Source organism: Longimicrobium sp., assembly GCF_035474595.1.
Lineage (GTDB): Bacteria > Gemmatimonadota > Gemmatimonadetes > Longimicrobiales > Longimicrobiaceae > Longimicrobium.
Genome location: NZ_DATIND010000078.1, coordinates 14693 through 37285, shown reverse-complemented (window position 1 = coordinate 37285; position 22593 = coordinate 14693). Strand labels below are relative to the sequence as shown.

Below are 22593 nucleotides of genomic sequence, written 5' to 3'. Positions count from 1 at the left end.
ACGCGGCGCGCGCGCCGCTTCTCGAAGCCGCTTGATCCCCACTAACCAGGTGTCCACGAAAGTGGGGCAACTCCAATCCTGAGGCCGGCCACACCCTCGTTGCTCCCGCACGAGCGGCTGCAGGCCGAAGGATCTATCGGCGAGGTCGCACGTGCACGATGGATGACGAAGCGAGGCCGGCACTCGTGCGACGAATGCCGGCCTCGCTCTCCGTATCGCCCATCCTCAGCCTTCGCTGTACGGCTGGTACTCGGGGGCGGGCTTGCGGCGGGTGAGCCACGACATGAAGAAGCTGGCGAGCACCTGCAGCCCGAAGATGGCCGCCAGCTTGATCGCCGGGTCGCCGCCGCGGCCCACGAGCCACCACGCCAGCCCCGTCGCGAACACCGACCCGGCCACCAGGAACGGCAGCCGCCCGCGCGAGCCCGTCAGCCGGTGCACGGCCAGCGGCGTGAACAGCACCGTCGCCACCGCGCCGGCGATCAGGCGCCGGTGCCGGTCCTCCACCACGCCTTGGATGGCCAGCGCCCACGACGCGACGAAGAGCCCGACCGCCGCCGTGGTCAGCACCAGCTCCGACAGGGCGCGCAGGAAGCGGCGCACCGGCCCGGGGCGCGGCTGCGTGGCGTATTCCGGCGGCTGCCCGGCGGGCGCGAACAGTCCCGCGGGGTTTGCCTGTGGCACGGCGGGACGCGGCGTGGGATACACCGCCTGCACCGGCACCTGCTGCGGCTGCGGACGCATCGCCGGCTGCTGCGGCGGCGCGGCGGCGTAGATGCGCGTCTGCTCGTCGTCGGGGACGGGGCGGAGCGGGGCGGACGGGGTCGAGCGCGCGTAGGTGGGCTGCGGCGCGGGCGCGGCGGCGGGCGGGGCCACGGTGCGCGCCCGCGCGGAAGCCGGGACGCCGCCGGAGAGCGCGTCGGCCATCTCCCCCGCGTCGCGGAAGCGCTCCACCGGCGTGCGGGCCAGGGCGCGCACCAGCACGGCGTAGGTGGCGTCGTCCAGCGCGGGGGCGCGCTGGCGCAGCAGGCGCACGGCCTCGCCCACCTCGGCGGTGGCGCGCGACGGGTCGGCGGAGGTGAACGGGCGCGTGCCCGTGACCAGGTGGTATCCCACCGCGCCCAGGCTGAACACGTCCGACGCGGAGGTGATGTGGTCGTCGCCGCGCAGCTGCTCGGGCGAGGCGTACGCGGGGGAGAAGGGCGAGCGGCCGTAGACGGTGAGCTGCGTCATCGTCCCGTCCTCGGCCCCCACCTGCGCGATCCCGAAGTCCAGCACCCGCACGTGGTCGCCGCCATGCGCGTCGTCTTCTTCCAGGAACAGGTTGCCGGGCTTCACGTCGCGGTGCACCATCCCCGCGCGGTGGCCGGCGGAAAGGCCGCGCGCCGCCTGGCGGAGGATGGAGATGGACTCGGCCAGCGGCGGCGGGCCGCCGCGCATGAGCCGCGCGGCCAGGTCCTCGCCGTGCAGCAGCTCCATCACCAGGAAGTCCAGGTCCAGCTCGGGATCGGTGCCGAAGTCGTGCACCTGCACCACGTTGGGGTGCCGGAGCGCCGCCGCCGCCCGCGCCTCGCGCTGGAAGCGCTGCCGCAGCCGCGCGTGCTCGTCCGGATCGGTCGTCACGGCGCCGACCACCTTCACCGCCACCAGGCGCGACAGGCGCTCGTCGGTGGCGCGGTACACGGCGCCCATCCCGCCGCGCCCGATCACCGCCTCGATCAGGTAGCGGCCGGCCAGCGTGCGCCCGGTCAGCAGTCCCGCGATCCCGTACATCTACAGATCAATCCCGCGGTTGAGGGGTGCGGAAACCGGAAGAAGAAAATCGTCAAGCTGGCCCGTTCGCCTGCCCGATCCGGAGTGCCGGGGGCGGGTGAGGCGAATGGAATTCGCCCCCAACAACAGCACAAAGTCCCTGCGGGACTGCGGCCTCGGCATTTCGGCGCACATCGGAGGCTGGTGCGGCCTCCGCTTGTCCAGCGCGGCCAAGTCGGGAGGGCGCTTCGGCTTACGGAGTGCTCTACGGGCGGAGATGTGACCGGGTTTCCGTCGCAGGCACTCAGGACTCAGGACTCGCTACCGCGTGGCGCAGATCGAACTCCAGCCGGAAGCGCTGGCGGACGCCGGGGCGGCCGACGGTGTAGGCGAAGGTGCGGCCGTCCAGGATCTCCAGCGACCAGACGTTGTGCGCCGCGGGCGGAAGCATCCGCGCGGTGGCGCTGTCGGCGGCGAAGTCCTGCCGCTCCGGCGTGCCCGCATCGCGCGTCACGCCGCCATAGCCGCTGACCGCATCGCCCGCCACCTCGTGCGTCAGCGCCAGCGCGCCGTCCACCCGGCGTACCACCCAGGTGCGCGACGGGTCGGGGCCGATCACGAAGCCGATCCGCACCTCGTCCGCGCGGCAGTCGCGCACGTGCATCACCAGGCGGTTGCGCACGAAGACAGAATCCGCGCCCTCCGCCATCCGCCCCTCGAACGCACGGCCGCAGAGCTGGGTCAGCCGCCGCCAGAAGACTTCCTGCACGGTGGAGCGGAGCGCCTGCTGCGGCGGCGGCCCCACGCCGAACCAGCACCCGGCGAGCGTCGCGGAAAACAGGAGGGCGGCGGCGGATCGGCGGAGGAACGGCACGCGGGAGATGCGGATCGTGTGGGCGAACGCGGAGCGGCGCATGAAGATAACCGTCTCCGCGAGCCCAAGGCCATCCCCCGCCGCCGATCCGCATCGTACTCCCGTACTTCCGTACTCTCGTACTTCCTGGCTGGTACACACCCTGCAAGCCCCTTCCGCCCCCGGAATCACCCGGAGTGGACGGACCCGTGACCAGGAGGGACGATGCCGATGGACTCGCTGAAGGACCTGTACGTGGAGCAGCTGCGCGACCTGTACAGCGCCGAGAACCAGATCCTGAAGGCGCTGCCGATGATGGCCGAACGGGCGCACAACCCGGAGCTCCGCAGCGCGTTCGAGGAGCACGAGCGCGTGACGCACGACCAGGTGAAGCGCCTGGAGGCCATCTTCGACGGCATGGGCGAGAAGCCCGGCGGCCACCACTGCAAGGGGATGGAGGGGCTGCTGAAGGAAGGGCAGGAGATGCTGAAGGAGAAGGGCGATCCCGACACCATCGACGCCGGGCTCATCGCCGCGGCGCAGCGGGTGGAGCACTACGAGATCGCCGGCTACGGCTGCGTGCGCACCTACGCCGACCGGCTGGGGATGGCCGACCACGCCCGCACCCTCCAGCAGACGCTGGACGAGGAGGGCCAGACCGACCACCGCCTGACCGCGCTCGCCGAGCGCATCATCAACCCCAAGGCGGAGGACGGCGGCTACCGCTGACGGGCGGCGCTCGTAGTTGCCATTGCCGTTCACCTCTCCTGCTGTCGGGAGAGGTCGAAAAATGGAGAAGGGGAAGACGGTGGTTTTGTCTTCCCCTTCTCCATTTTTCGGGTGAGGGCCTCAGCTCTCGTCGTCGTGGTGCTTGTGGCGGAGGTCCTCGAGCGTCGCCAGGTCCTCGCGCCAGACGGTGCGGAGAACGGGGTGCATGTCCACGTAGCTGCGCAGCCCGTCCACCAGCGCGTCCAGGTTCACGCCCTCGAAGTCGTCCTCGAACGACGGCGGCGCGGGCGCGGTGTCCGGCTGCTCCTCGTCGCCCGCCGCTCCATCCATCCCCGGCGCGTTGCCGAGCCACACCACGCGCCCGTCGCCGTACTGGATCCCCAGGCGCTCGCCGTCGGTGGCGTAGCTCACGGCGCCCTCCCACGGCATCACGTCGCGGACCTCGCGGCCGTCGGGGTCGGTGCGCGGAAGGTAGAAGCGGTCGGGAAGGCGGATGGCGCGGCTGGTCATGATCACGGTCGGACGGGTTCCGCGGTCCGGATGAGCAAAGGGCGCCCCCGCATGGGAGCGCCCCGGAAAGTCAGACGGCCGACACCGGACGGGCCCGGCCGGCGGCCGGGGCGGGTGCGGTTCCGGGCGCGCCGGCCTCCAGCGACTCGGGGTGGATGCGCTCCAGCTGCGCGCGCACCTCCACGAACCGCTGCGCCTGCGACACCAGGCCGCGGCGCTCCAGGAAGGTGTTCAGGTGCTGCAGCACCGAGCAGAGCGACTGGTAGCGCTCCTCCACCCGCCGCAGCCGCCGGATCTCGCGCACCAGCCGCAGCGCCGCGTCGGGGTGCATGGTGGCAATGAAGCGCTGGTCCTCCTCGCTGACCTCTCCGTCGCGCTCCACCACGTACACGTACTCGTCGCCGGCCGGGGTGGCGTGCGCCACCACGCGCATGCTCTCGCCGGTCTGGAAGTCCAGCACGGTCTGCGCTTCCCACGGTCCCGGCGTGGCGTCGCACGCCAGCGTCTCGATCTCGAACAGGTCCTGGTCCGTCAGGGGAGGCTGCTTGGCCATGGTTGAGAGCCGGTGCCGCGGATTGCGCCAAAGGCGCGTGCCGCCGGGTGCGTGGGTGGGTTGCGAACTGCCGGGACCCGGCGCGAGCCGGAAAGGTGCGGAGCGCTCGCGTGGAGTGCGGGCACCAAAACTGGAAGCCAACCGACGATGCCGCAACCCCTTCGGCGGCAATTCGGTCACCGCCGCACCCGCTTCGCGCCGGGACGGCCGCCCCCGCGATCCGCGCGGGGGCTGGCGCGTCCGGGGCGCTTCAGCGCGGCGCGGAGGGCGAGCGCGACGTGGAGACGTTCTGGTCGATGCGAAGCGTGGCGCCGCCCCAGCTTTCGTTCAGGTCCAGCCGCCCCTGCCAGATGGTGGCGTCGACCCCCGACGCGCCGGGGCGCTGGTCCAGCGTGAACCCCGCGTCGGTCGCCGTCACCCACACCGGCACGGCGTCGCTCCGCCCCGCGCCGGCCCACGCGGTGCGCATTGCCTCGGTCAGCGGCGCGGCGTTCAGGCGGTGGACGTACAGCCCGGGAAGGTAGCGCCCCTCCGCCAGCACCCGCTGCGCCCACTCGCGCGCGTAGGCGACGAGCGGCGCGGAGACGGCCTGCACCCGCTCCACGTCCAGGTAGATGACGGAGCCGGCGGGGAAGCCCTCGCTCGCCGCGCGCGCGATCGCGTCGTCGGCGTCCGTGGTGCCGCGGCCGGCGACCAGGTTCGCGGCGGAGCACTGGGCGGGGGCGGCCTGCACCTGCGTCTGCGGCTGCGCCGGGGGCTGCGCCTGCGCGGGCGGATTCTGCTGTGCGGCGGTGGTGGTGTCGAGCGCGGGCTGCTGCGCGGGGGCGCGGTTCATCTGCCCCCAGTCCTGCTGGCCGACGTAGATGGCCGCCGTCCCCCATCCCATCGCGATCAGCGCGTCGCGCTTGCCGGACCACGAGAGGTCGCGGTGGCAGGGGGCGGGGAGATAGTAGCCCACCCACTCGTACGGCGAGGCGTCGCGCCACGCCCGCATGATCCCGTCGCCGGGGTAGATCGTGGTGTCGAAGCCGGGATGCCCCGCCGCCGTCGGCTTCGTAGGCCCGGACGGCACCGGCGCCGGACCCGTCCGCACGGACGACGGCTGCGCGCACGCCGCGACCATCGCGGCGAGCGGAATGGCGGCAAGGCGGATCGGGGTGATACGGCGCGGCATCGTTCTCCGGAGCATCGGGGTCATCGCAGGATGCGCCGATGCACGGGCAAGTCGCGGGCCGGATGGGGTTTGGGCGTGGCGCCGATATTCGAAGGCAGGTTCGGTGCACTCCCGACTCCGGCCGCGCACCGATGCCGGGGGTGCAGTCCGCGAAGGCGGACTTCGGGCCGTTGTTGCCGCGAATTCATTCGCCCCACGGCGCGAGCGGCGACTTCCCCCATCACCCTTCGACGACCAGCGTCTCCCCGTGGCGGAGGATGTGGAGGTCGCGCTCGGAGAGGCGGGCGTCCGCCCAGGCGGCGCGCGTGCGGACGGGGGGCTCCAGCGGGTCCTCGTCGGTAAGGCGGAAGGTGCCCCAGTGCATGGCGACGAAGGCGCCGCGGCCGCCGAGCTCGCGGTAGGCGCGAACCGCCTCCTCGGGGTTCATGTGCGCCGGGGCCATGAACCAGCGCGGGTCGTACGCGCCGATGGGAAGCATCACCACGTCGAACGGGCCCAGCCGCCGCCCGATCTCCTCGTACCCGCGGAAATACCCGCTGTCGCCGCCGAAGTAGATGCCGCGCCCGTCAGCGAGGCGCAGCGCGTACGAGGCCCACAGGCGGTCGTTCATCTCCTTCAGCCGCCGCCGCGTCCAGTGCTGCGCGGGCGCGCAGGTGACGGCGATTTCACCGATCTTCGTCTCCCCCCACCAGTCCAGCTCGGTCACGTTCGTCACGCCCAGGTCGCCGAACCAGGCGCGGTACGCGAGCGGGGTGATCCACCGCAGCCCGGCGCCGAAACGGTCGCGCAGCCGCTCCACCGTCGCCCGATCGAGGTGATCGTAGTGGTCGTGCGAGAGGAGGACGGCGTCGACCGGCGGCAGCTCGTCGAAGGGGATGCCGGGCTCCTGGAAGCGCGCCGGGCCGATACGCTGGCTGGGCGACGCGCGGCGGCTCCAGTGCGGGTCGGTGAGCAGGTTCAGCCCGCCCGCCTGGACGAGGAACGACGCATGCCCCACCCAGGTCACGCGGATCTCGTCCCCCGCGCGCGGCATGGCGACGGCGTGGGGGACGACGGGGACCTGCTCCGGCGGTGGATTGGGCGCGCGCCTGTTCCGCATCCGCTCCCACTGCCAGCGGAAGATGCTGCCGCCGCTGCGCTGGTCCGCCACCTCCAGCGGCCAGGGAATGCGAAAGCGGCCGTCGGGGCCGTGGTGCGGCGGGCGTTCGGTCACCGTGCTCGTCGGGGTCGGAGTGATGACGATCGAATGGAAGCGGCCGGCGCCCGTGCGTCAACAACCGTTCCGGAAGAGGTCTCACGCCCTGGCCTGCGAGCCGCGCCCCGGCATCCGCGGTTCCTGGGGCGGTGACGCATCTGCTCCCGCCTGCTACAGCTCTTCACCTGATGGAAGTCTTTGGTTAGCTTGGATTTACGCGATCCGTGGGGGCGTCGCGGAGACGGGCTGCACCCTCCTCCACGCCCGAAGACCGTTGCAGGCTGCTCGCGGCGCCGGCGCCATCCCTGGCCCGGCCGACGCCTCGGTCGCGGACGGGAAAAGGAGCGCACATGGACGCACCGCAAAGGGAACCCCGCGGGCCGGAAAGGCTGGCCGGCGCGTCACCCGGCTCGCGCGCGGACGTGCTCCTGATGGCCGACGGAGACCTGGACACGCACGCCGTCTACGGAACGTTCCTCGAATCCCGCGGGTTCGCGCTGGTGCACGCCTACTCGCCTGGCGAGTGCATCCGTCTGGCGCGGTCGATGGGGTTCGCGGGGGTGGTGGCCAGCGTGGGGCGCCGCGGCATCCTCCCGTGGGAGAGCTTCCGCGAGCTTGCCGGCCTGGCCTCGGGCGCGGGGTTCGCCATCGTCTGCATCACCACCGACCCGTACGTCGCGGCGCACTGCCGGCGCCTGGCGCCCGAGGCCGCGCGCGTGCTGATGCTCCCCTGCTCGCCACGGAGGCTGGCTGCCGCGATGCGGCGCGCCCTCCGCCATCGGCCCGCGCCGCAGTGGCAGTGAAACGCATCCGGTCGAACGCAACCGGGCCGCGGAGGACAGGACGTCCTTCCGCGGCTCTCGTCGTTATGGGGATGAAGATGGGGGGATTGCGGCGCTACCAGACGACGCGGAGCGCGTGCTCCATCCCCAGCTGGCGATGGTTCTCGTTGTGCTCGCGCACGTTGCAGTAGGCCGTGTAGCCGCCCACCACCAGCCGCATGGGGAAGCTCACGGTCTCGCCGGGCTTCAGGACGCGCGTGGAGCGCAGGCCGCGGTGGCCGCGCACGGAGAACTGGTGCTGGTCGTGCCCCGCGTTGGTCACGGAGAACGTCACCTCGCCCTGCTGCACGCTGTCCGGCATCTCGATCCGGTACTCCGTCAGCCGCACGGCGACGGTGCGCGGCGGCTTCGCCGCGGCCGACGGCCCGGCGGCGAGCGTCAGGAGGGCGAGGAGGGGAAGGGCGAGAACGCGGGCGTATGGCATCAGGCTGGCCTCCGATCGGGGAAGTACAGCGCGCGGCACGGGAGACGTGCCCGCCACACCCGAATCTACATCGGCCGGGTTGATGTACGGAGGAAACGTTTGGTGGGCCCCGGATCTCTTCGCATCACCCCGGATACAAAGGCGGCTGAAGCCGCTGCAACAACTACGAAAAGCCTCGCAAACCGCGCGAGGCTCCAACCGCAGGTATTGGTGGCGCGGTCGTCAGCCGCCCTTCATCCCCAATTCGGAGATCGATCGTGTAATCCGGAAGCGCACGTGCGACCTCGCCTATGGATCCTTCGGCCTGCAACCGCTCGTGCGGGGGCAACAATGGCTTGGCCGGCCTCAGGATGACGTCTCTCTGTGCGTTTGTAATGCACAGGTGATTGCCAGATGCGATATTACAACTGCGCCCCGGTGATCACGCCGCCATCGAATCCTGGTCGCCGAAGTCGAGCTGCTGGGGGCGGAGGGCGCAGTGCTCGCCGCAGCCGAACTTGTAGCGGTTGCGCGCGAACCAGCGGTAGAAGCGGTTGAACAGCTCGCCGAAGAACGGGACCTTGAACGCCCACCCCAGCATCCCGCCGTACGGAAGGATCTTCAGCAGCTGCTCGATGGCGTAGCCGCCCTGCCACGTCTGTCCGCCCGGCCCGACCAGCTGCATCGCCTGCGCGTACGCCTCGGCGGGGATCCACGGGAAGCGGATGAGCACCGAGGTGTTCTGGAACGGGATGGGCTCGATCTCCTGCCGCGTGTCCCACTTGCGCAGGAGCTTCACCAGGCGGCCGCACACCTTGCACTGGCCGTCGTACACCACCGTCCACGGCCGCCCGCTGCCCACGGCGTCGGCCTCCTGCCCGCCGAACACGAAGCGCACCACGGGAATGGTCATGCCGCCCTCGCCTCCGCCTTCACGTCGGTGGAGATGGCGGGCGGATGCGCGAACGTCGCCTTCACCGTGCACAGGTCGGCCACGCGCTTCGCCGCCGCGAGCCGGTTCGCGGGGAGCCCCGGCCACTCGATCTCCACCTGCATCGAGCCCACGCGGTGCGGGTCTTCCACGAAGGTCCATCCCACCTCCAGCGCCAAGCCGTCGGCGGGGAGCTTGGCGTTCGTGGCCCACGCGTGGAGGACGGAGAGGGTGCAGGTGGCCAGTCCGCTCGCCAGCATGTGGTAGGGCGAGTAGGTCATCTCCGCCGACTCGGCCTCGACCGACATGGGCCCGGCGCCGCCGTCCACGCGGATGCGGTCGTCGGAAAGGAGGGTGATCTTCATCGCTCCGCGTCCGGGGTGCCGGCGTGGGTGTGCGTGTACGCGGGCGGGTCGCTCGCGGGGAACGACTCGTCGCTGGCCTCGTCCACCGCCGCCTCGTCGCGGTCGTGCGCAGCCTCGCGCTCGGCGGCGCCCGGCGTGGCGGGAAGGTCGTTGGGAGCCGCGGGGGTGGGGTCGGCAGGCATGGGTGCGCTCCAACGTAAGTGGAACTGAAGTCCTAAGTCCTAAGTCCTAAGTCCTAAGTCCTAAGTCCTAAGTGCCGGATTCCGCGCCGTTCGTCGCCGCCCGATTCAGTTCACTTGGGACTCAGGACTCAGGACTTGGGACTTCTTTTTTCATCCCTTCAACAGCGACTCGCCGCCGTCGATCCACATCTCCGTGCCGGTGATGTGATCGCTCGCGTCGGAGGCCAGGAACAGCACCAGACGTGCCACCTGCTCGGCGCTTCCGGGGCCCCGCGTGAGCGGCTGGTGGGTCTCCGGGAACTCCACCGGCATCTTCACCTTCTCCAGGTCGCGCTTCTCGGTATTCTCGTCGATCTCGGTCTCGATCGCCCCCGGGCAGATGATGTTCACCCGCACCTTGCTCGGCGCGAGCTCCAGCGCCAGCATCTTCCCCATCGCCACCTGCGCGGCCTTGGTGGACGAGTACGCCGTCGCGCCGGTGTTGCTGAAGATGCGCGTTCCGTTCACCGAGCTGGTGATGACCACCGAGCCGCCCTGCTTCTTGAGATGCGGAACGGCGTACTTGATGGTCAGGAAGGTGCCGGTAAGGTTGATGGCGATGGTCTGCTCCCACTCCTCGGGCTTCAGCTCCTCGATGGGCGCCCACACGCCGTTCACCCCCGCGTTGGCGAAGACGACGTCGATGCGGCCGTACGCGTCCACCAGCTGCTTCACGGCGGCCTCCATCTCGTCGGCCTTGCTGATGTCGGCCAGGAGGACGGTGGCCTTCCCGCCGTCCTTCTCGATCTCCTTCACCACCGAATCCAGGTCGTCGCGCGTGCGGCCCAGCGCGCCGATCCGCGCGCCCTCCTTCGCCAGCATCTTCGCCGCCGCGCGCCCGATCCCCTCGCCCGCGCCCGTGATCAGCGCCACCCGCCCCTCGAGCTGCATCCCATCCCCCTCCGATTGCATGTCACTGGTGTGTAGAGACTTGGAGGATGTAGAGAGATGCGTGCCATGGTCTCGAATCGGGTGCGCGCGTCCTCAAAGCACGTTCCCGAGTCCAAGCGCTGGTTATGGAAATGGGCTGCCACCGCGTCCTCACAACGGCGCGGGTGGCGGAGCATTCGGCGGAACGGTCGTAGGCGCCGGCGGCGGAAGCGGCGCCGGTCGCGAAACTCCATTCTCGCACTGGGGGTTCGTGACGGACCATCCTGCGTAGGGCGCGAACTTCCGCTGAAGTCCGCCAGCATTCAGGATGAGATCAGAGACTGCCTTTTTCTTTGCGGTGTCGTCCGTAGCGGTTTGGATGGCCGCTTGGTAATCGGACGTAACCATTGCCGCTTCCGACACGAAGTCTGCTGCGTCGCGCTCCGCTCCGCGCCAGATCTGATAAACTCCGATGGCCGCTGTAATTAGCGAACCACCGACACCGACCCAAGTTTTGGTGTCTTCGGCCTTGAAGGTTCCCGTTAGGGTGGCGGTCGCAAGGCCAAAACCGGTCGCCACGCCTCCGGATCGAATTAGATCTCTCTTGGCCCGCCCGACCTCTCCTCGATGGAGGTTCGCGTAAGCCTCCACACACTGCGCAAGCCGATTCCCGTACTCCACGGCGTCTGCAGGTGAGGCCCCAGTCAGAACGGCTGAGTACGGCGCCGCAGTTCCTGCCCCGACCGTATAGGCGCATCCACTGAGACAAACCGTACACAGCAGTGCCACTTTCATCGCACTCATGCAATTCTCTCCGATCAGCGGGATCGATTTGACAGCACGGGTGCGGAACACATGCGGTCTGGCACTTCAGCCCGCACGTACCGCTTTGTTGCGTTTCCGCATGTTTTCCGACAAACGCACGTGAGGCATGCGTGCTACTCACCACCGTTTTCAGAACCAGCTCTTCGCCTCTTTGAACACCTCGAAGTCCGGCTTCCAGGTGGCGATCTCCTCGATCTTCTCGGCCAGGGCGATGTCGCGCTCGGTGATGCCGCCGGCGTCGTGCGTGGTCAGCAGCACCTTCAGCCGCGGGTAGCTCAGGAACAGGTCGGGGTGATGGAAGGCCTTCTCGCCCAGGTAGGCGATGGCGCCGGCCAGCATGGTCGTGCGCTGCCAGTCGCCCGTGTCGTAGGTGCGGACGATGTAGACCTGCTCCAGCGTCCATTCCGGAAGCCGGCTCTTCAGCAGGTCGGCCACCTTCTCGTCGGGATAGCGTTCCATCGTGCGGTCGCGGGTTGGGGGGATGGAGATCAGCCGAGCGGCAGCGCCAGCATCCGCTCGTAGCGCGGCGGGCCACCGCCCAGGTGGCTGCGGAACAGGACGAATCCATCGACCGTCATCCGCCCGCCGAACGGCTCCGCGCCTTCGATCGCGCGGCGGAGGTCGGCGGACGGCTGGATGCGGCTCAGCGTCAGGTGCGGCGAGTACGGCTTCGGCTCCGGCGCGAATCCCGCGCGCACCGCCGCGGCCTCGACCTTCGCCGCGAGCACGCGCAGCTCCGCCGCGCCGTCGCCCACGCCGATCCAGAGCACCGTGGCCCGGGCCGCGCGCGGAAAGGCGCCGAGCCCCGCGAGCGAGAGGCCGAACGCAGGCCCCGGTTCGATCGCCCGCAGCTCGTCGACGAGTGCCTGATGCCGCGCCGCGTCCGTGTCGCCGAGGAAGCGGAGGGTGAGATGCCAGTTGCCCGGCGGCACAGGGCGCCCCGGCATCCGCTCGCCGAACGTGGCGCGCAGGTACGCCTCCAGCCCCTCCCGCAGCTCCGCGGGAAAGGGGATGCCGACGAACAAGCGCCCCACCCTGCCTCCCTCCATCTCCACCTCCGGTGCCGCCGCGGATCGCACGCAATCTCCCGACCGCCGGGAGGATGGAAGGGAAGAAGTCACACGGAGTCAACGGAGTTCTTATACGGAAGATGCGGAATCTGGAGAGATGATCACCATCTCCGCACCCGATCCTGGCGATTCCGGCCACTTGCGCCCGCGCCGCCGCCGCGCGAAATCTCCCCATCCCGCACATCGCCGCGACAATGCCCGCTCGTCCGCGAGGATACATGGCGGCGAGTCCGCGAAGGCGGACTTCGGGCCGTTGTTGCCGCGATTTCAATCGCCCTCCCGATTGCCTATCTCCACGCCGAGCCCGCACCGAGATGCCCATCTCCCGCCGCCCGATCGTCCTGGCCGCCGCCGCCGCGCTGGCCGCGTGCACGCCGCAGCCGCAGCCTGTCTCCGCGCCGGCACCGGCGCAGGCGTCCGCCGCACCGGCGTCGGCGGCTTCCGTGCCGGGGCGCGCGTCCGGTGGCGTGTACGACCTGCTGATCCGCGGCGGGCGCATCGTGGACGGCACCGGGAGCCCGTGGTACCGCGGCGACGTGGCCATCCGCGGCGACCGCATCGCCGCCGTGGGGCTGCTGCCGGGGGCGCAGGCGCGCGACACCATCGACGCGACCGGGCTGGTCATCGCCCCCGGCTTCATCGACATGCTGGGGCACAGCGAGTATCCGCTGCTCACCAACCCGCAGGCCGCGTCCAAGATCACGCAGGGGATCACGACGGAGATCACGGGCGAGGTGACCAGCGTGGTCCCGGTGAACGAGAACACGCTGCGCGAGCTGGGCGACAGCACCCGCGCGCGCGTGACGTGGCGCGACCTGAACGGCTACTTCGCGAAGCTCGATTCGGCGCGCCCCGCCATCAACCTGGCCACCTTCGTCACCGTGGGCTCGGTGCGGCGCTACGTGATGGGCGACGCCGACCGCCGCGCCACCCCCGCCGAACTGCAGCAGATGCGCGGCCTGGTCGCCGACGCCATGCGGCAGGGGGCGATGGGGCTCTCCACCGGCATGATCTACACGCCCGCGTCGTTCGCGCCGACGGACGAGATCACGGAGCTGGCCAAGGTGGCGGGGCAGTACGGCGGCGGCTACGCCAGCCACATCCGCAGCGAGGGCGACCGGCTGGTGGAGGCGGTGAACGAGGCCATCGGCATCGGCGAGGCGGCGCACACCTGGGTGGAGATCCACCACCTCAAGGCCAGCGGCAAGGCCAACTGGGGAAAGATGCCGCAGGCGGTGGCGGCCATCGAGGCGGCGCGCGCGCGCGGCGTGGACGTCTCCGCCGACCAGTATCCCTACCCCGCGTCGGGAACGGACCTGGACGCCATCATCCCCAACTGGGCGCACGCGGGCGGCACCGACAGCATGCTGGCGCGGCTGCGCGACCCTGTCATGCGCCGGCGCATCTCGGGCGAGCTGACGACCGGGGGCGACTGGAACATCGGCGCGTCGGCCGGGGGCCCCAGCGGGGTGATGATCGCGGGCGTGGGCGAGGACAGCCTGAAGCGCTACCAGGGGATGCGCCTTTCCGAGGTGGCCGTCGCCCGCCACCAGCCGGTGGTCGACGCGCTGTTCGACCTGATCCTGGCCGACCGCTCGCGCACCTCGGCGATCTACTTCTCCATGTCGGAGCAGGACATCGAGTACGCCATGCGCCAGCCGTGGGTGAGCGTTGGGATCGACGCGGGCGCGCGGCGCGCCGACAGCACGGTCACCGAGCACCCGCATCCGCGCGCGTACGGCTCGTTCCCGCGCATCCTCTGCCACTACGTGCGCGAGCGGCACGTCATCACGCTGGAGGACGCCATCCGCAAGTTCACCGCGCTCCCGGCGGCGCGCGTGGGGCTGGCCGACCGCGGCGTGGTAAAGGCGGGGATGTTCGCCGACCTCACCATCTTCGACCCCAACACCGTCTGCGACCGCGCCACCTTCGTCGACCCCGTGCAGACCTCGGTCGGCATCCAGCACGTGATCGTGAACGGCGTCCCCGAGATCCGCGACGCGCGCATCACCGGCCAGCGCGGCGGCCGCGGCCTCCGCCGCGGCGGGGGATGAACTGAAGTGAATTACACGGAGGGAACGGAGGGAACGGAGGGAACGAAGAACTCCTCCGTTCCCTCCGTCCCCCCGCCGACGTCATCCTGAGTCGAACACCGCGCTGCGCGCGACCACGATGGATGAAAGGGGCGTCCTCCGGAATCGGAACTCGCTGCCGAGCCGAACAGCCTCGCGCAGTTTGCGAGGCTTCCCGTAGTTGTTGCTGCGACTTTAGTCGCCGGTGAGGGGGCCAGCCCGCGAACTTTCCATTCAGGCCGGCCACGCTGCAACTCGCATCAGCACAAAACCTTGCAGGCCGAAGGATCTGTGGGCGCGGCCGCACGTGAGTTGGCCGCATGCACTGATCCTTCCTTCGTCTGATTCAAATCTTTTGTCGATGATGGAGATGAGATACGCCTCCACCTTCCCCTCGCCCATCGGTGCGCTGACGGCGGTGGTGGATGAAGACGGCGCGCTGATGGAGCTGCGCTTCGAGCGCCAGCCCGCGCCCGATGGCGTGGCGTGGGACGATGCCCGCTGCGCGCACGTCCGCCGCGAGCTGGACGAATACTTCGCGGGCGCGCGGCGCGAGTTCGGTGTCGCGCTGAAGCCGCGCGGAACGCCGTGGCAGCAGGCGGTGTGGACCGCGCTGCAATCGATCCCCTGCGGCGCCACGATCGACTATCGCGCGCTGGCGGCGCTGGCCGGCAACCCCCGCGCGGTCCGCGCCGCCGGCCGGGCGAACGCGACCAATCCCATCCCCATCCTCATCCCCTGCCACCGCGTGATCGGCTCGGACGGCTCCCTCACCGGCTACGGCGGCGGGCTGGAGGCGAAAGAGCGGCTCATCCTCCTCGAAGGCGGGCGAAAGACGGAACGCGGGAGGGTTCTCGCCGCGCGGTGCATGTACGTGGAGGACCGCTTCGGCGCTCCGCGGCTCCTCGATCCGGCGCCGCCCTCTTGAAATGACGCCGAAGGAGGGGGTAGGTTGCCTCTCCGCCCGCCGTCCCGCGGCATCCGCTCCCCACGTTCATCCCACCTCCCATCCCATGCGACGCATCCTCTCCGCCTTCTTCGTTCTCCCGTGCCTCGCGAGCACCGCGGCATCGCTCCCGGCGCAGGAGATCCGCTTCGCCGGGATCCCGTGGGAGACGCCGGTGGACAGCGTCCGCGCGCGGATCGAGGCGCTCGGGTGGCCGTTCCACACCGCCACGCCGTCGGGCGACCTGGCGTTCGTCCGCCGCGACCGTGCCGAGGTGAACGTGTACGTGGACGGAAGCCGCGTCATCCGCTTCGTGCAGATCGACGCCGCACGCGGCGCGGGCGTGGAGGCGCGGTTCCGCGCCCTCGTCGATTCGTTGCAGGCGCTCCTCGGCGAACCCATCGACCAGCGGCCGGAGATGCGCGTGTGGGAGCACGGGCTGACGTCGCTGAGCGTGGCCGTCATCCCGGATGCGCACACCGGCAAGGGCACGGTGCAGTTGCAGTGGCGCGGCCCGGCGTTCCTCGACGCGATGGAGCGCCGCGAATCGGATTTCCCGAGCCTTCCCGCCGGGTGGACCACGGTGCGGTCCGCGCCGGGAAGCCGTACCCTGGCCAACACCTCGCAGGTGGAGCGGCGCGTCGGCGGGGTGCTGGCCGCGGTCTCGCGCATCGAGTACGTGAACGCCCGCACCGTGGGAATCGTCCAGTTCGACGGGGTGGAGTTCCGGATGGAGTTCGACTGCGCGGCGGGGCGCGTGCGGGTGATGGGTGGAGCCGTCTACCTCCGCGGGCAGCGGAAGAGCTTCGATACACCTGCGGCGGCCGCCTGGGTGCCGGCCCTCGCGGGCACCGACCCGGCGCGTGTGCTGGACGCCGTCTGCCGGGCGGCGGGGCAAGGGCCGGCGGTGGTGACGGCGCCCGCGCCGGTGCGCTCCTTCGGGCCGGTGCCGCCCGGGTGGATCGTGATGAGCGAGGATGTGGAGGCCCGGCGGCTGCTGCAGCCGGGCTCCATCACCTCGCTGGGAGGCGGAGTGTACGCCGCGACCATGATGGTGGAGAGCGGAAGGCCGTCCACCTCGGCGTACGGGCCGGTGGACGCCACCCGCTTCGACTTCGAGTTCAACTGCGCGAACGGGCAGATGCGGATGAAGCGCCGCGTCACCCGGTTCCGCGGCCGCGACGTGCACAACGAGCCGCCCCCGCCCGGGTTCGACAGGTGGGCGCCCGCCCCGGACAACAGCCCCGTCCCCGCCGTGCTCTGCCGCATCGCGCGCGAGCGGACGCCGTGACGCCGCCCGTCACCCGCTCCGTGCCCACGGACGCAGCACCCGGTACGCCGGCACGTCGGTGATCCCCGCGCGCTCCACCTCCACCAGCTTGCGGGTCGCCAGCCGGGCGACGGCGTCCTGCACCGCGCGGCGCGACAACCCCGTCTCCTCCGCCAGCTGGCGCAGGGAGGCGACGGCTTCGTGCTCACCGCCTTCCGTCAGGCGCCAGAGGGCGAGGTAGACGAGGAAGGCGGAGGGATGGCGGTCGTGGCCGACCAGATCGGGCATCAGCGTCTCGACCACGTAGTCGTCCAGGAGAATGGGCATCGGCGGTGGCGGGGGAGGGAGGCGGCTGTGGCAACCGATGCCAAAGTGCCGGCTGCGCGCCTTGTGGCGCAAGCGTTCCGGCTGTTTCGTTGTCGCCGCGTCGCAGTCGAAAACCCACAGGAAACGTGGAGCCGGAACCATGATCAAGGCCGTCAAGTTCGTCAGCATCCCCACGCGCGACCAGGACCGCGCGCTCGAGTTCTACACGCAGGCGCTGGGCTTCCGCGTCGTCACCGACCAGCCGTTCGGCGAGCAGCGCTGGATCGAGCTGCGCATTCCCGGTGCGGACACGGGGATCGTGCTCTTCACGCCGCCGGGCCAGGAGGACCGCATCGGCGGCTTCATGAACTTGTCGTTCGCCAGCGATGACGTGCAGAAGACGTACGACGAGCTGTCCGCGCGCGGCGTGGAGTTCGTGCAGCCGCCGAAGACCGAGCACTGGGGCACCTCCGCCATCTTCAAGGATCCGGACGGCAACACCTTCGTCCTCTCCTCGAAGTAGAAAAGCCGGGCTTCACGCAGACGCTGTGGAGCACGGTGCCGGCGACAATCACCGGCGCAGAAACGGCCGTCCCTCGCCGGGACGGCCGTTCTCCGTTTCGTACTCCCGTACTCTCCGTACTTTCGTACTTCCCTACGCGGGCACCGCTTCCGGCTCGCCGGCCATCGCGATCCCCTTCAGCTTCACCGCGTCCTCGTTCCAGGTGCGGAAGCAGTTGTGGCCGAACTCGCGCGCGGCGCGGGCCTGGTCGGGGAAGCCGAAGTAGTCGTGCCACCCCATCTCCTGCGCCTTCCACTTGCAGTCCCAGTGGAAGGTGATGCGGCGAAGCTCGGCGCCCGTGTGCACCTCCATCACCCCGCGGAAGAACTCGCAGCCGGACACGCCGCGCACGTCGATTGATTCGATGTGCAGCTCCGGGTATTCTTCCAGCACCTTGGTCACGGTGCGTTCCACCTTCACGGCCGGGCAGTCCCGGTTGAACGCGATGCGGTCGTTCGAGCGCCCGTCGCGGACGAAGCGCAGCACGGCGTCGCGGAACGGCTCCGTCGCGCTGGAGCGCTCCAGCAGGTCGAAGATTCTCATCCGGGTCGGGTGGGAGAGCGGACAGGGCCTTGGGTGGACCGCAAAAGATAACCCTATGTATCAGTTTCGCCAAGCCTTTGCGGTCGCGCTACTTGCGGCCGGTCTCAGTCGGCTCCCGGGGATCGGATGATTCCCCGCTCCGTCCGCCCCGCGCCGCAGCCGTGACCGCTTCCCGATCCCCATCTCCCGACGCTCATGCCGTGGATCTGCGCCCGCCCGCCGAGGTCGTGGACATCGTGCGGCGCCTGGAAAAGGCGGGGTTCGAGACGTGGACCGTGGGCGGCGCGGTGCGCGACGGGCTGGCGGGCCACCCGCACAGGTACGACTGGGATTTGACGACGGCGGCCCGCCCGCGCGACGTGCAGCGCATCTTCCGGCACACCGTGCCCGTCGGCATCGCGCACGGCACCGTGGGCGTGGTGATCGGGAAGCACCTGTACGAGGTGACCACCTTCCGCCGCGACGTGGAGACCGACGGCCGGCACGCGAAGGTCTCGTTCAGCGACACGGTGGAGGAAGACCTGTCGCGGCGCGACTTCACCATCAACGCCATCGCCTGGCACCCGCTCACGGGCGAGCTGCGCGACCCGCACCACGGCGCCGCCGACCTGCGCGAGGGGATTCTCCGCACCGTTGGCGACGCGCGCGAGCGCTTCCGCGAGGACCGGCTGCGCGTCCTCCGCGCGCTCCGCTTCGCCGGGCGGTTCGCGATGCGCATCGATGCGGCCACGTGGGAGGCGGCGATGGAAGCCGCGCCCGAGCTCCCGCTCCTTTCCGCAGAGCGGGTGCGCGAGGAGCTGCTGAAGGTGCTGCGCCACGTCGCGAATCCCTCCGACTCGCTGCGGCTGTACGAGCGGTCCGGCGCGCTCGCCGCGCTGTTCCCCGAGCTGCAGGCGTGCGTGGGGGTGGGGGATGGGGATGAGGACGTGTGGACGCACCTCCTGCGCACGGTGGACGCATCCGAGGCGAAGCAGCACCTGCGCCTCGCCGCGCTCCTGCACGACATCGGCAAGCCGCTGACGCGGATGGAGATGGACGGCCGCGCGGAGTTCCCCGACCACGCCGCCGCCGGCGCCGCGGCCACGCTGCGGCTGATGACGCGGCTGAAGTTCTCCAACGCCGACCGCGACCAGGCGGTGCACCTGGTGGCCCAGCACGAGGACCTTCCCGCGCACGACGCGCCCGCGCCGCAGGTGCGCCGGTGGCTGCGCCGCGTGGGGCGCGCGTACGTGCACGACGTGCTGCGTCTGGAGATGGCGAACGCGCGCGGCCGCGCCCATCCGGACGCCGCGCGCATCCGTGAGGCTGGGGCGCTCCGCCGCCGCGCCGACGCGGAGATGCGCCGCGGCGCCGCGCTGGAGATCGGCGACCTGGCCGTCGGCGGCGCCGAGCTGCGCGCCCTGGGCATCGCCGCCGGCCCGCGCATGGGCGACATCCTGCGCGCCCTCCTCGAGCGCGTCACCGACGACCCGTCCCTAAACACCCCCGCCGCGCTCACCCGGATCGTCGAAAGCGAGCTGATCGACGACGAATGATCGATGATCCGGCTTCCCAAACCGCTGCCGGCCGAACAGCCCCGCGCGGTTTGCGAGGCTTCCCGTGGTTGTTGCTGCGACTTCAGTTGCCGGTGAGGAAGCCCGATCGCGCACGTTCTATCTATCCAGAAACCGTTGGGAGATGACGAGATGAGCCAGCCCGAGCCGTGGCTCCGCGGCCCCGCGGAGGGAATTCCGCCGCTGCTGATGCCGGTCGCGCACGCGCTGGTCATGGCGCGCGAGGACGTCGCCGCCGCGCTCGCCGGCCTGCCGGGCGGCGTGCTCTGGTCGCGCCCCGGCGGCGCCGCGTCCGCCGGCTTCCACGCGATGCACCTGGCCGGCTCGCTCGACCGCCTGTTCACCTACGCGCGCGGCCAGCAGCTGGGCGACGAGCAGTTCGCCGCGCTCGCGCGCGAGCAGTCGCCCGGCGAGCCGCCGCCCTCCGCGCGCGAGCTGATCCACCTCGTGGAGACGACGATCGAGAAGGCGCTCGCCCAGCTCCGCGCCACCGATCCCACCACGCTGCTGGACCCGCGCGAAGTCGGCCGCCAGCGCCTGCCCAGCAACGTCCTGGGCCTCCTCTTCCACGCCGCCGAGCACACCCAGCGCCACGTCGGCCAGGTCGTCACCACCGCGAGGGTTGCGCGCAATCTTGCACAGGCGGCGGGAGCCTGAGCGCCCGGGGCGGGTAGGACAGGGAAGACGAGGGGCGGAGATTCCGGATTCGAGGAGTGACCGATGACACGACGGCTGATGGGAATTCTGCTCGCCGCGGCGGCGCTGACGGCGCTCCCCGGCTGCCATCGCAACACGAACGCGGCCGCCGGAGGAAGCATGGGTGACATCCGGGAGCGCCAGTGGACGCTGGTGGAGGTGAACGGGCGCCCGGCGGGAACCGGCGCCGGCGGCGAGGCGCCCACGCTGCAGCTCGCCCCCGACCGCGCCAGCGGCTTCGCGGGGTGCAACCGCTTCTCCAGCACCTACGAGATGAGCGGCGCCGCGCTCCGGTTCACCGCGCCCGTCTCCACGCGGATGGCCTGCGCGGCGGGGATGGAACTGGAGCAGGCGTATCTCACCGCCATCGCCGCCACGCGCTCGTACCGCCTGAGCGGCGGCGCGCTCGAGCTGCTGGGCGACGGCGGCGCGGTGCTGGCCCGCTTCACCGCGCCCTGATCCCGGGCATCTCCGCCGAGTGACGGATCGAGAACCGACGGCCCTGCGGCGATGAAATCTCCGCGGGGCCGCTTCTCATGCCAGATCCAGAAATCACCGAATCCGGGAATTCAGCGCCGATGCCGCGGAGTGAGCGGATCAGCCTCGCGCAGTTGGCGAGGCTTCCCGTAGTTGTTGCTGCGGCTTCAGCCGCCGGTGAGGGGGCGAGTCGGCGAACTTGTCTATTTCAGGCCGGGATTCTTCCGCCGGATTCTGAGATCAGTATCGGATGCCGTCCAGCGGGCGCTGGCCGGGGAGGGGGAGGATGACGCCGGGGTTGAGGATGCCGGCGGGGTCGAAGGCGTCCTTCACCGCGCGGAAGCGGGCCACCATCTCCGTGCCCCAGATGGTTTCCAGCAGCGGCGCGCGGAGGCGGCCGTCGCCGTGCTCGCCGGTCATCGTGCCGCCCAGCGCGGCCACCCCCTCGGCCACCTCGTACACGACCTCCTCGACCTCTTCGCGCCACCTGGGCTTCTTCACGTCCACCAGCGGGTTCACGTGCAGGTTGCCGTCGCCCGCATGGCCGAAGATCACGGCGGGAAGGCCGCGCTCGCCCAGGATGCGGCGCAGCAGGCGGATGTAGTCGGCAAGGCGCGCGACCGGAACGACGCCGTCCTCGATGAACTGCATCGACACGCGGTGGCCCGCCAGCTTCGCGATCATGGGGCTGGCGGCGTGGCGCACGTGCCAGAACCGCTCACGTTGCGCCGCATCCGTCGCAATCGACACGCGGTCCGCGACGCCCGCCATCGCCGTCTCCAGCGCGCGGAGCCTCGCGGCAACTTCGTCCTCCGAATCGCCCTCCATCTCCACAAACAGGATCGCCTCCAGCCCTTCGCGCAGCGGGTAGCCGGGGTCCTCGTCGCCCTGGCGGACCAGGTCGATGAAGGTGCGGTCGATGATCTCGCAGGTCGACGGGCGGAGCGTGAGGATCTGCTCCACCGCGGCGCCGGCGGCGGCCAGGTCGGTGAACTCCACCAGCGCCAGCCCGCGCGCCCGGGGCATCGGCGCCAGCCGCACCGTCGCGCCGGTCACCAGCGCCAGCGTCCCCTCGCTGCCAACGAGGAGATCGACCGCGTCGCCGCTCTCCAGGTACTCCTTCAGCGCGTAGCCGGACGAGTTCTTCCGCACCCGCGGCCAGCGTGCCAGGATCTCGCCGCGCCCCGTCGCCAGCATCTCGTCCACCGGCGCCAGGATCTCGGCCAGCCGCGGATCCCGCTCGCCCTCGCCGCGCGTCGTCGCCACCCTCGTCCCGTCCGCGAGCACGAGGTCCAGCGACTGGATCCACGCCCTCGCGGAGCCGTGGAGGACGGTGTGCGAGCCGCCGGAGTTGTTCGCGACGATGCCGCCGAAGGTGGCGCGGTCGCCGCTGGAAGGATCGACGGGAAAGAGCAGTCCATCGCCCGCCGCGGCTCGGTTCAGCTCGGCCAGGGTGACGCCCGGCTGCACCCGCGCCGTCCGCGCCGGGGCGTCGATCTCCGGCGCGGCGCGGAAGAACCGGTGCAGGTCCACGGCGACGCCGCGGCCCACGTTGCCGCCGGGCATCCCCGTCCCCGCCGCGCGGGGGATGAGCGCCTGGCCGCGCGCCGCCGCCCAGCGCACCACCGCCGCCACGTCGTCCGCGTCGCGCGGAACGGCGACGGCGTCAGGAAGGCCGCTCAGGATGCCGGACGCCTGCCCGTACGCCGTCCGCGCCGATACCTCCAGCAGGAACAGCCCGCCGAAGCCGTCGATCGGCCCGAGGGCGGGTGCCGCGGCGGGCGGGCGCGGCCATGCGGCGGCGTCGGGCTTCGCTTCCAGCGCGCGGTTGGGCTCCATCTCCATCTCCCGAAAACGAGAACGCCCCCCGGCGCG

25 protein-coding genes are annotated in these 22593 nt (G+C 70.9%); 9 read left to right on the top strand and 16 right to left on the bottom strand.

The window, feature by feature from the left end:
- Nucleotides 1-225: 225 nt before the first annotated feature.
- The gene (locus VLK66_RS13255; protein WP_325309906.1) at nucleotides 226-1773 is read right to left on the bottom strand and encodes a serine/threonine-protein kinase; all 1548 of its coding nucleotides are present in this window, start codon (nucleotides 1771-1773) and stop codon (nucleotides 226-228) included.
- Between the two features lie 283 nt (nucleotides 1774-2056).
- A complete protein-coding gene (locus VLK66_RS13250; RefSeq protein ID WP_325309905.1) occupies nucleotides 2057-2668 on the bottom strand; it encodes a hypothetical protein in 612 nt (203 codons plus the stop codon).
- A 162-nt stretch (nucleotides 2669-2830) separates the two neighbouring features.
- Here VLK66_RS13250 and VLK66_RS13245 point away from each other — a divergent pair, with 162 nt between their 5' ends.
- Nucleotides 2831-3334, top strand: coding sequence for a ferritin-like domain-containing protein (locus VLK66_RS13245; protein ID WP_325309904.1), 504 nt, complete (start codon nucleotides 2831-2833; stop codon nucleotides 3332-3334).
- 120 nt (nucleotides 3335-3454) lie between these two features.
- On the opposite strand, the gene VLK66_RS13240 is transcribed toward VLK66_RS13245, so the two are convergent.
- From VLK66_RS13240 to VLK66_RS13225, 4 genes are all read right to left on the bottom strand, one after another.
- Nucleotides 3455-3844 (bottom strand): hypothetical protein, encoded by a 390-nt coding sequence (locus VLK66_RS13240; RefSeq protein WP_325309903.1) that lies wholly within the window; start codon nucleotides 3842-3844, stop codon nucleotides 3455-3457.
- Between the two features lie 70 nt (nucleotides 3845-3914).
- On the bottom strand, nucleotides 3915-4397 hold the full coding sequence (locus VLK66_RS13235) for a hypothetical protein (protein WP_325309902.1): 483 nt from the start codon (nucleotides 4395-4397) through the stop codon (nucleotides 3915-3917).
- 250 nt (nucleotides 4398-4647) lie between these two features.
- Complete coding sequence (locus VLK66_RS13230) at nucleotides 4648-5571, bottom strand: glycoside hydrolase domain-containing protein (protein WP_325309901.1); 924 nt, start codon at nucleotides 5569-5571, stop codon at nucleotides 4648-4650.
- A gap of 220 nt (nucleotides 5572-5791) precedes the next feature.
- Nucleotides 5792-6784 carry an MBL fold metallo-hydrolase gene (locus VLK66_RS13225; protein WP_325309900.1) on the bottom strand — a complete coding sequence of 331 codons (993 nt, stop codon included), beginning with the start codon at nucleotides 6782-6784 and terminating at the stop codon, nucleotides 5792-5794.
- A 332-nt stretch (nucleotides 6785-7116) separates the two neighbouring features.
- Between VLK66_RS13225 and VLK66_RS13220 the strand changes: the two genes are divergently transcribed.
- On the top strand, nucleotides 7117-7569 hold the full coding sequence (locus tag VLK66_RS13220) for a hypothetical protein (RefSeq protein WP_325309899.1): 453 nt from the start codon (nucleotides 7117-7119) through the stop codon (nucleotides 7567-7569).
- A gap of 94 nt (nucleotides 7570-7663) precedes the next feature.
- Here VLK66_RS13220 and VLK66_RS13215 read toward each other — a convergent pair whose 3' ends face one another.
- From VLK66_RS13215 to thpR, 7 genes are all read right to left on the bottom strand, one after another.
- Nucleotides 7664-8032: a hypothetical protein gene (locus tag VLK66_RS13215; RefSeq protein ID WP_325309898.1), complete on the bottom strand. Its 369-nt coding sequence runs from the start codon at nucleotides 8030-8032 to the stop codon at nucleotides 7664-7666.
- 421 nt (nucleotides 8033-8453) lie between these two features.
- Entirely contained in the window at nucleotides 8454-8924 is a 471-nt protein-coding gene (locus VLK66_RS13210; protein WP_325309897.1) for a DUF393 domain-containing protein, read from the bottom strand.
- The gene (locus VLK66_RS13205) at nucleotides 8921-9307 is read right to left on the bottom strand and encodes an OsmC family protein (RefSeq protein WP_325309896.1); all 387 of its coding nucleotides are present in this window, start codon (nucleotides 9305-9307) and stop codon (nucleotides 8921-8923) included. The genes VLK66_RS13210 and VLK66_RS13205 overlap by 4 nt, the downstream gene beginning before the upstream one ends.
- Nucleotides 9304-9489: a hypothetical protein gene (locus VLK66_RS13200; protein WP_325309895.1), complete on the bottom strand. Its 186-nt coding sequence runs from the start codon at nucleotides 9487-9489 to the stop codon at nucleotides 9304-9306. The genes VLK66_RS13205 and VLK66_RS13200 overlap by 4 nt, the downstream gene beginning before the upstream one ends.
- 150 nt (nucleotides 9490-9639) lie before the next feature.
- Entirely contained in the window at nucleotides 9640-10419 is a 780-nt protein-coding gene (locus VLK66_RS13195) for an SDR family NAD(P)-dependent oxidoreductase (RefSeq protein WP_325309894.1), read from the bottom strand.
- 933 nt (nucleotides 10420-11352) lie between these two features.
- The gene (locus VLK66_RS13190) at nucleotides 11353-11682 is read right to left on the bottom strand and encodes a 4a-hydroxytetrahydrobiopterin dehydratase (RefSeq protein ID WP_325309893.1); all 330 of its coding nucleotides are present in this window, start codon (nucleotides 11680-11682) and stop codon (nucleotides 11353-11355) included.
- A 29-nt stretch (nucleotides 11683-11711) separates the two neighbouring features.
- On the bottom strand, nucleotides 11712-12272 hold the full coding sequence (gene thpR / locus VLK66_RS13185) for an RNA 2',3'-cyclic phosphodiesterase (protein WP_325309892.1): 561 nt from the start codon (nucleotides 12270-12272) through the stop codon (nucleotides 11712-11714).
- Between the two features lie 335 nt (nucleotides 12273-12607).
- Here thpR and VLK66_RS13180 point away from each other — a divergent pair, with 335 nt between their 5' ends.
- The 3 genes from VLK66_RS13180 (at nucleotide 12608) to VLK66_RS13170 (ending at nucleotide 16602) form a co-directional block, all read left to right on the top strand.
- Nucleotides 12608-14347, top strand: a complete 1740-nt coding sequence (locus VLK66_RS13180) for a D-aminoacylase (protein ID WP_325309891.1) — start codon at nucleotides 12608-12610, stop codon at nucleotides 14345-14347.
- Nucleotides 14348-14735: 388 nt separating this feature from the next.
- Complete coding sequence (locus VLK66_RS13175) at nucleotides 14736-15293, top strand: methylated-DNA--[protein]-cysteine S-methyltransferase (protein ID WP_325309890.1); 558 nt, start codon at nucleotides 14736-14738, stop codon at nucleotides 15291-15293.
- 85 nt (nucleotides 15294-15378) lie between these two features.
- The gene (locus VLK66_RS13170; RefSeq protein ID WP_325309889.1) at nucleotides 15379-16602 is read left to right on the top strand and encodes a hypothetical protein; all 1224 of its coding nucleotides are present in this window, start codon (nucleotides 15379-15381) and stop codon (nucleotides 16600-16602) included.
- Between the two features lie 9 nt (nucleotides 16603-16611).
- On the opposite strand, the gene VLK66_RS13165 is transcribed toward VLK66_RS13170, so the two are convergent.
- Complete coding sequence (locus tag VLK66_RS13165; RefSeq protein WP_325309888.1) at nucleotides 16612-16908, bottom strand: helix-turn-helix domain-containing protein; 297 nt, start codon at nucleotides 16906-16908, stop codon at nucleotides 16612-16614.
- A 139-nt stretch (nucleotides 16909-17047) separates the two neighbouring features.
- Here VLK66_RS13165 and VLK66_RS13160 point away from each other — a divergent pair, with 139 nt between their 5' ends.
- Nucleotides 17048-17410 (top strand): VOC family protein, encoded by a 363-nt coding sequence (locus VLK66_RS13160; RefSeq protein ID WP_325309887.1) that lies wholly within the window; start codon nucleotides 17048-17050, stop codon nucleotides 17408-17410.
- A gap of 132 nt (nucleotides 17411-17542) precedes the next feature.
- Here the strand turns inward: VLK66_RS13160 and VLK66_RS13155 are convergent, their stop codons facing one another.
- Nucleotides 17543-17992 carry a hypothetical protein gene (locus tag VLK66_RS13155; RefSeq protein WP_325309886.1) on the bottom strand — a complete coding sequence of 150 codons (450 nt, stop codon included), beginning with the start codon at nucleotides 17990-17992 and terminating at the stop codon, nucleotides 17543-17545.
- A gap of 200 nt (nucleotides 17993-18192) precedes the next feature.
- Here VLK66_RS13155 and VLK66_RS13150 point away from each other — a divergent pair, with 200 nt between their 5' ends.
- From VLK66_RS13150 to VLK66_RS13140, 3 genes are all read left to right on the top strand, one after another.
- Nucleotides 18193-19527, top strand: a complete 1335-nt coding sequence (locus tag VLK66_RS13150; protein WP_325309885.1) for a CCA tRNA nucleotidyltransferase — start codon at nucleotides 18193-18195, stop codon at nucleotides 19525-19527.
- A gap of 150 nt (nucleotides 19528-19677) precedes the next feature.
- Nucleotides 19678-20202 (top strand): DinB family protein, encoded by a 525-nt coding sequence (locus tag VLK66_RS13145; RefSeq protein WP_325309884.1) that lies wholly within the window; start codon nucleotides 19678-19680, stop codon nucleotides 20200-20202.
- A 63-nt stretch (nucleotides 20203-20265) separates the two neighbouring features.
- The gene (locus VLK66_RS13140) at nucleotides 20266-20700 is read left to right on the top strand and encodes an META domain-containing protein (protein WP_325309883.1); all 435 of its coding nucleotides are present in this window, start codon (nucleotides 20266-20268) and stop codon (nucleotides 20698-20700) included.
- Between the two features lie 258 nt (nucleotides 20701-20958).
- Here VLK66_RS13140 and VLK66_RS13135 read toward each other — a convergent pair whose 3' ends face one another.
- Nucleotides 20959-22557 (bottom strand): FAD-binding oxidoreductase, encoded by a 1599-nt coding sequence (locus VLK66_RS13135; protein WP_325309882.1) that lies wholly within the window; start codon nucleotides 22555-22557, stop codon nucleotides 20959-20961.
- Nucleotides 22558-22593: the final 36 nt, after the last annotated feature.

Bases quoted from the DNA above. Each gene is read 5' to 3' on its own strand.
- VLK66_RS13255 (WP_325309906.1), bottom strand. From the start codon at position 1,773: ATGTACGGGATCGCGGGACTGCTGACCGGGCGCACGCTGGCCGGCCGC.
- VLK66_RS13250 (WP_325309905.1), bottom strand. From the start codon at position 2,668: ATGCGCCGCTCCGCGTTCGCCCACACGATCCGCATCTCCCGCGTGCCG.
- VLK66_RS13245 (WP_325309904.1), top strand. From the start codon at position 2,831: ATGCCGATGGACTCGCTGAAGGACCTGTACGTGGAGCAGCTGCGCGAC.
- VLK66_RS13240 (WP_325309903.1), bottom strand. From the start codon at position 3,844: ATGACCAGCCGCGCCATCCGCCTTCCCGACCGCTTCTACCTTCCGCGC.
- VLK66_RS13235 (WP_325309902.1), bottom strand. From the start codon at position 4,397: ATGGCCAAGCAGCCTCCCCTGACGGACCAGGACCTGTTCGAGATCGAG.
- VLK66_RS13230 (WP_325309901.1), bottom strand. From the start codon at position 5,571: ATGCCGCGCCGTATCACCCCGATCCGCCTTGCCGCCATTCCGCTCGCC.
- VLK66_RS13220 (WP_325309899.1), top strand. From the start codon at position 7,117: ATGGACGCACCGCAAAGGGAACCCCGCGGGCCGGAAAGGCTGGCCGGC.
- VLK66_RS13215 (WP_325309898.1), bottom strand. From the start codon at position 8,032: ATGCCATACGCCCGCGTTCTCGCCCTTCCCCTCCTCGCCCTCCTGACG.
- VLK66_RS13210 (WP_325309897.1), bottom strand. From the start codon at position 8,924: ATGACCATTCCCGTGGTGCGCTTCGTGTTCGGCGGGCAGGAGGCCGAC.
- VLK66_RS13205 (WP_325309896.1), bottom strand. From the start codon at position 9,307: ATGAAGATCACCCTCCTTTCCGACGACCGCATCCGCGTGGACGGCGGC.
- VLK66_RS13200 (WP_325309895.1), bottom strand. From the start codon at position 9,489: ATGCCTGCCGACCCCACCCCCGCGGCTCCCAACGACCTTCCCGCCACG.
- VLK66_RS13195 (WP_325309894.1), bottom strand. From the start codon at position 10,419: ATGCAGCTCGAGGGGCGGGTGGCGCTGATCACGGGCGCGGGCGAGGGG.
- VLK66_RS13190 (WP_325309893.1), bottom strand. From the start codon at position 11,682: ATGGAACGCTATCCCGACGAGAAGGTGGCCGACCTGCTGAAGAGCCGG.
- thpR (WP_325309892.1), bottom strand. From the start codon at position 12,272: ATGGAGGGAGGCAGGGTGGGGCGCTTGTTCGTCGGCATCCCCTTTCCC.
- VLK66_RS13180 (WP_325309891.1), top strand. From the start codon at position 12,608: ATGCCCATCTCCCGCCGCCCGATCGTCCTGGCCGCCGCCGCCGCGCTG.
- VLK66_RS13175 (WP_325309890.1), top strand. From the start codon at position 14,736: ATGAGATACGCCTCCACCTTCCCCTCGCCCATCGGTGCGCTGACGGCG.
- VLK66_RS13170 (WP_325309889.1), top strand. From the start codon at position 15,379: ATGCGACGCATCCTCTCCGCCTTCTTCGTTCTCCCGTGCCTCGCGAGC.
- VLK66_RS13165 (WP_325309888.1), bottom strand. From the start codon at position 16,908: ATGCCCATTCTCCTGGACGACTACGTGGTCGAGACGCTGATGCCCGAT.
- VLK66_RS13160 (WP_325309887.1), top strand. From the start codon at position 17,048: ATGATCAAGGCCGTCAAGTTCGTCAGCATCCCCACGCGCGACCAGGAC.
- VLK66_RS13155 (WP_325309886.1), bottom strand. From the start codon at position 17,992: ATGAGAATCTTCGACCTGCTGGAGCGCTCCAGCGCGACGGAGCCGTTC.
- VLK66_RS13145 (WP_325309884.1), top strand. From the start codon at position 19,678: ATGAGCCAGCCCGAGCCGTGGCTCCGCGGCCCCGCGGAGGGAATTCCG.
- VLK66_RS13140 (WP_325309883.1), top strand. From the start codon at position 20,266: ATGACACGACGGCTGATGGGAATTCTGCTCGCCGCGGCGGCGCTGACG.
- VLK66_RS13135 (WP_325309882.1), bottom strand. From the start codon at position 22,557: ATGGAGCCCAACCGCGCGCTGGAAGCGAAGCCCGACGCCGCCGCATGG.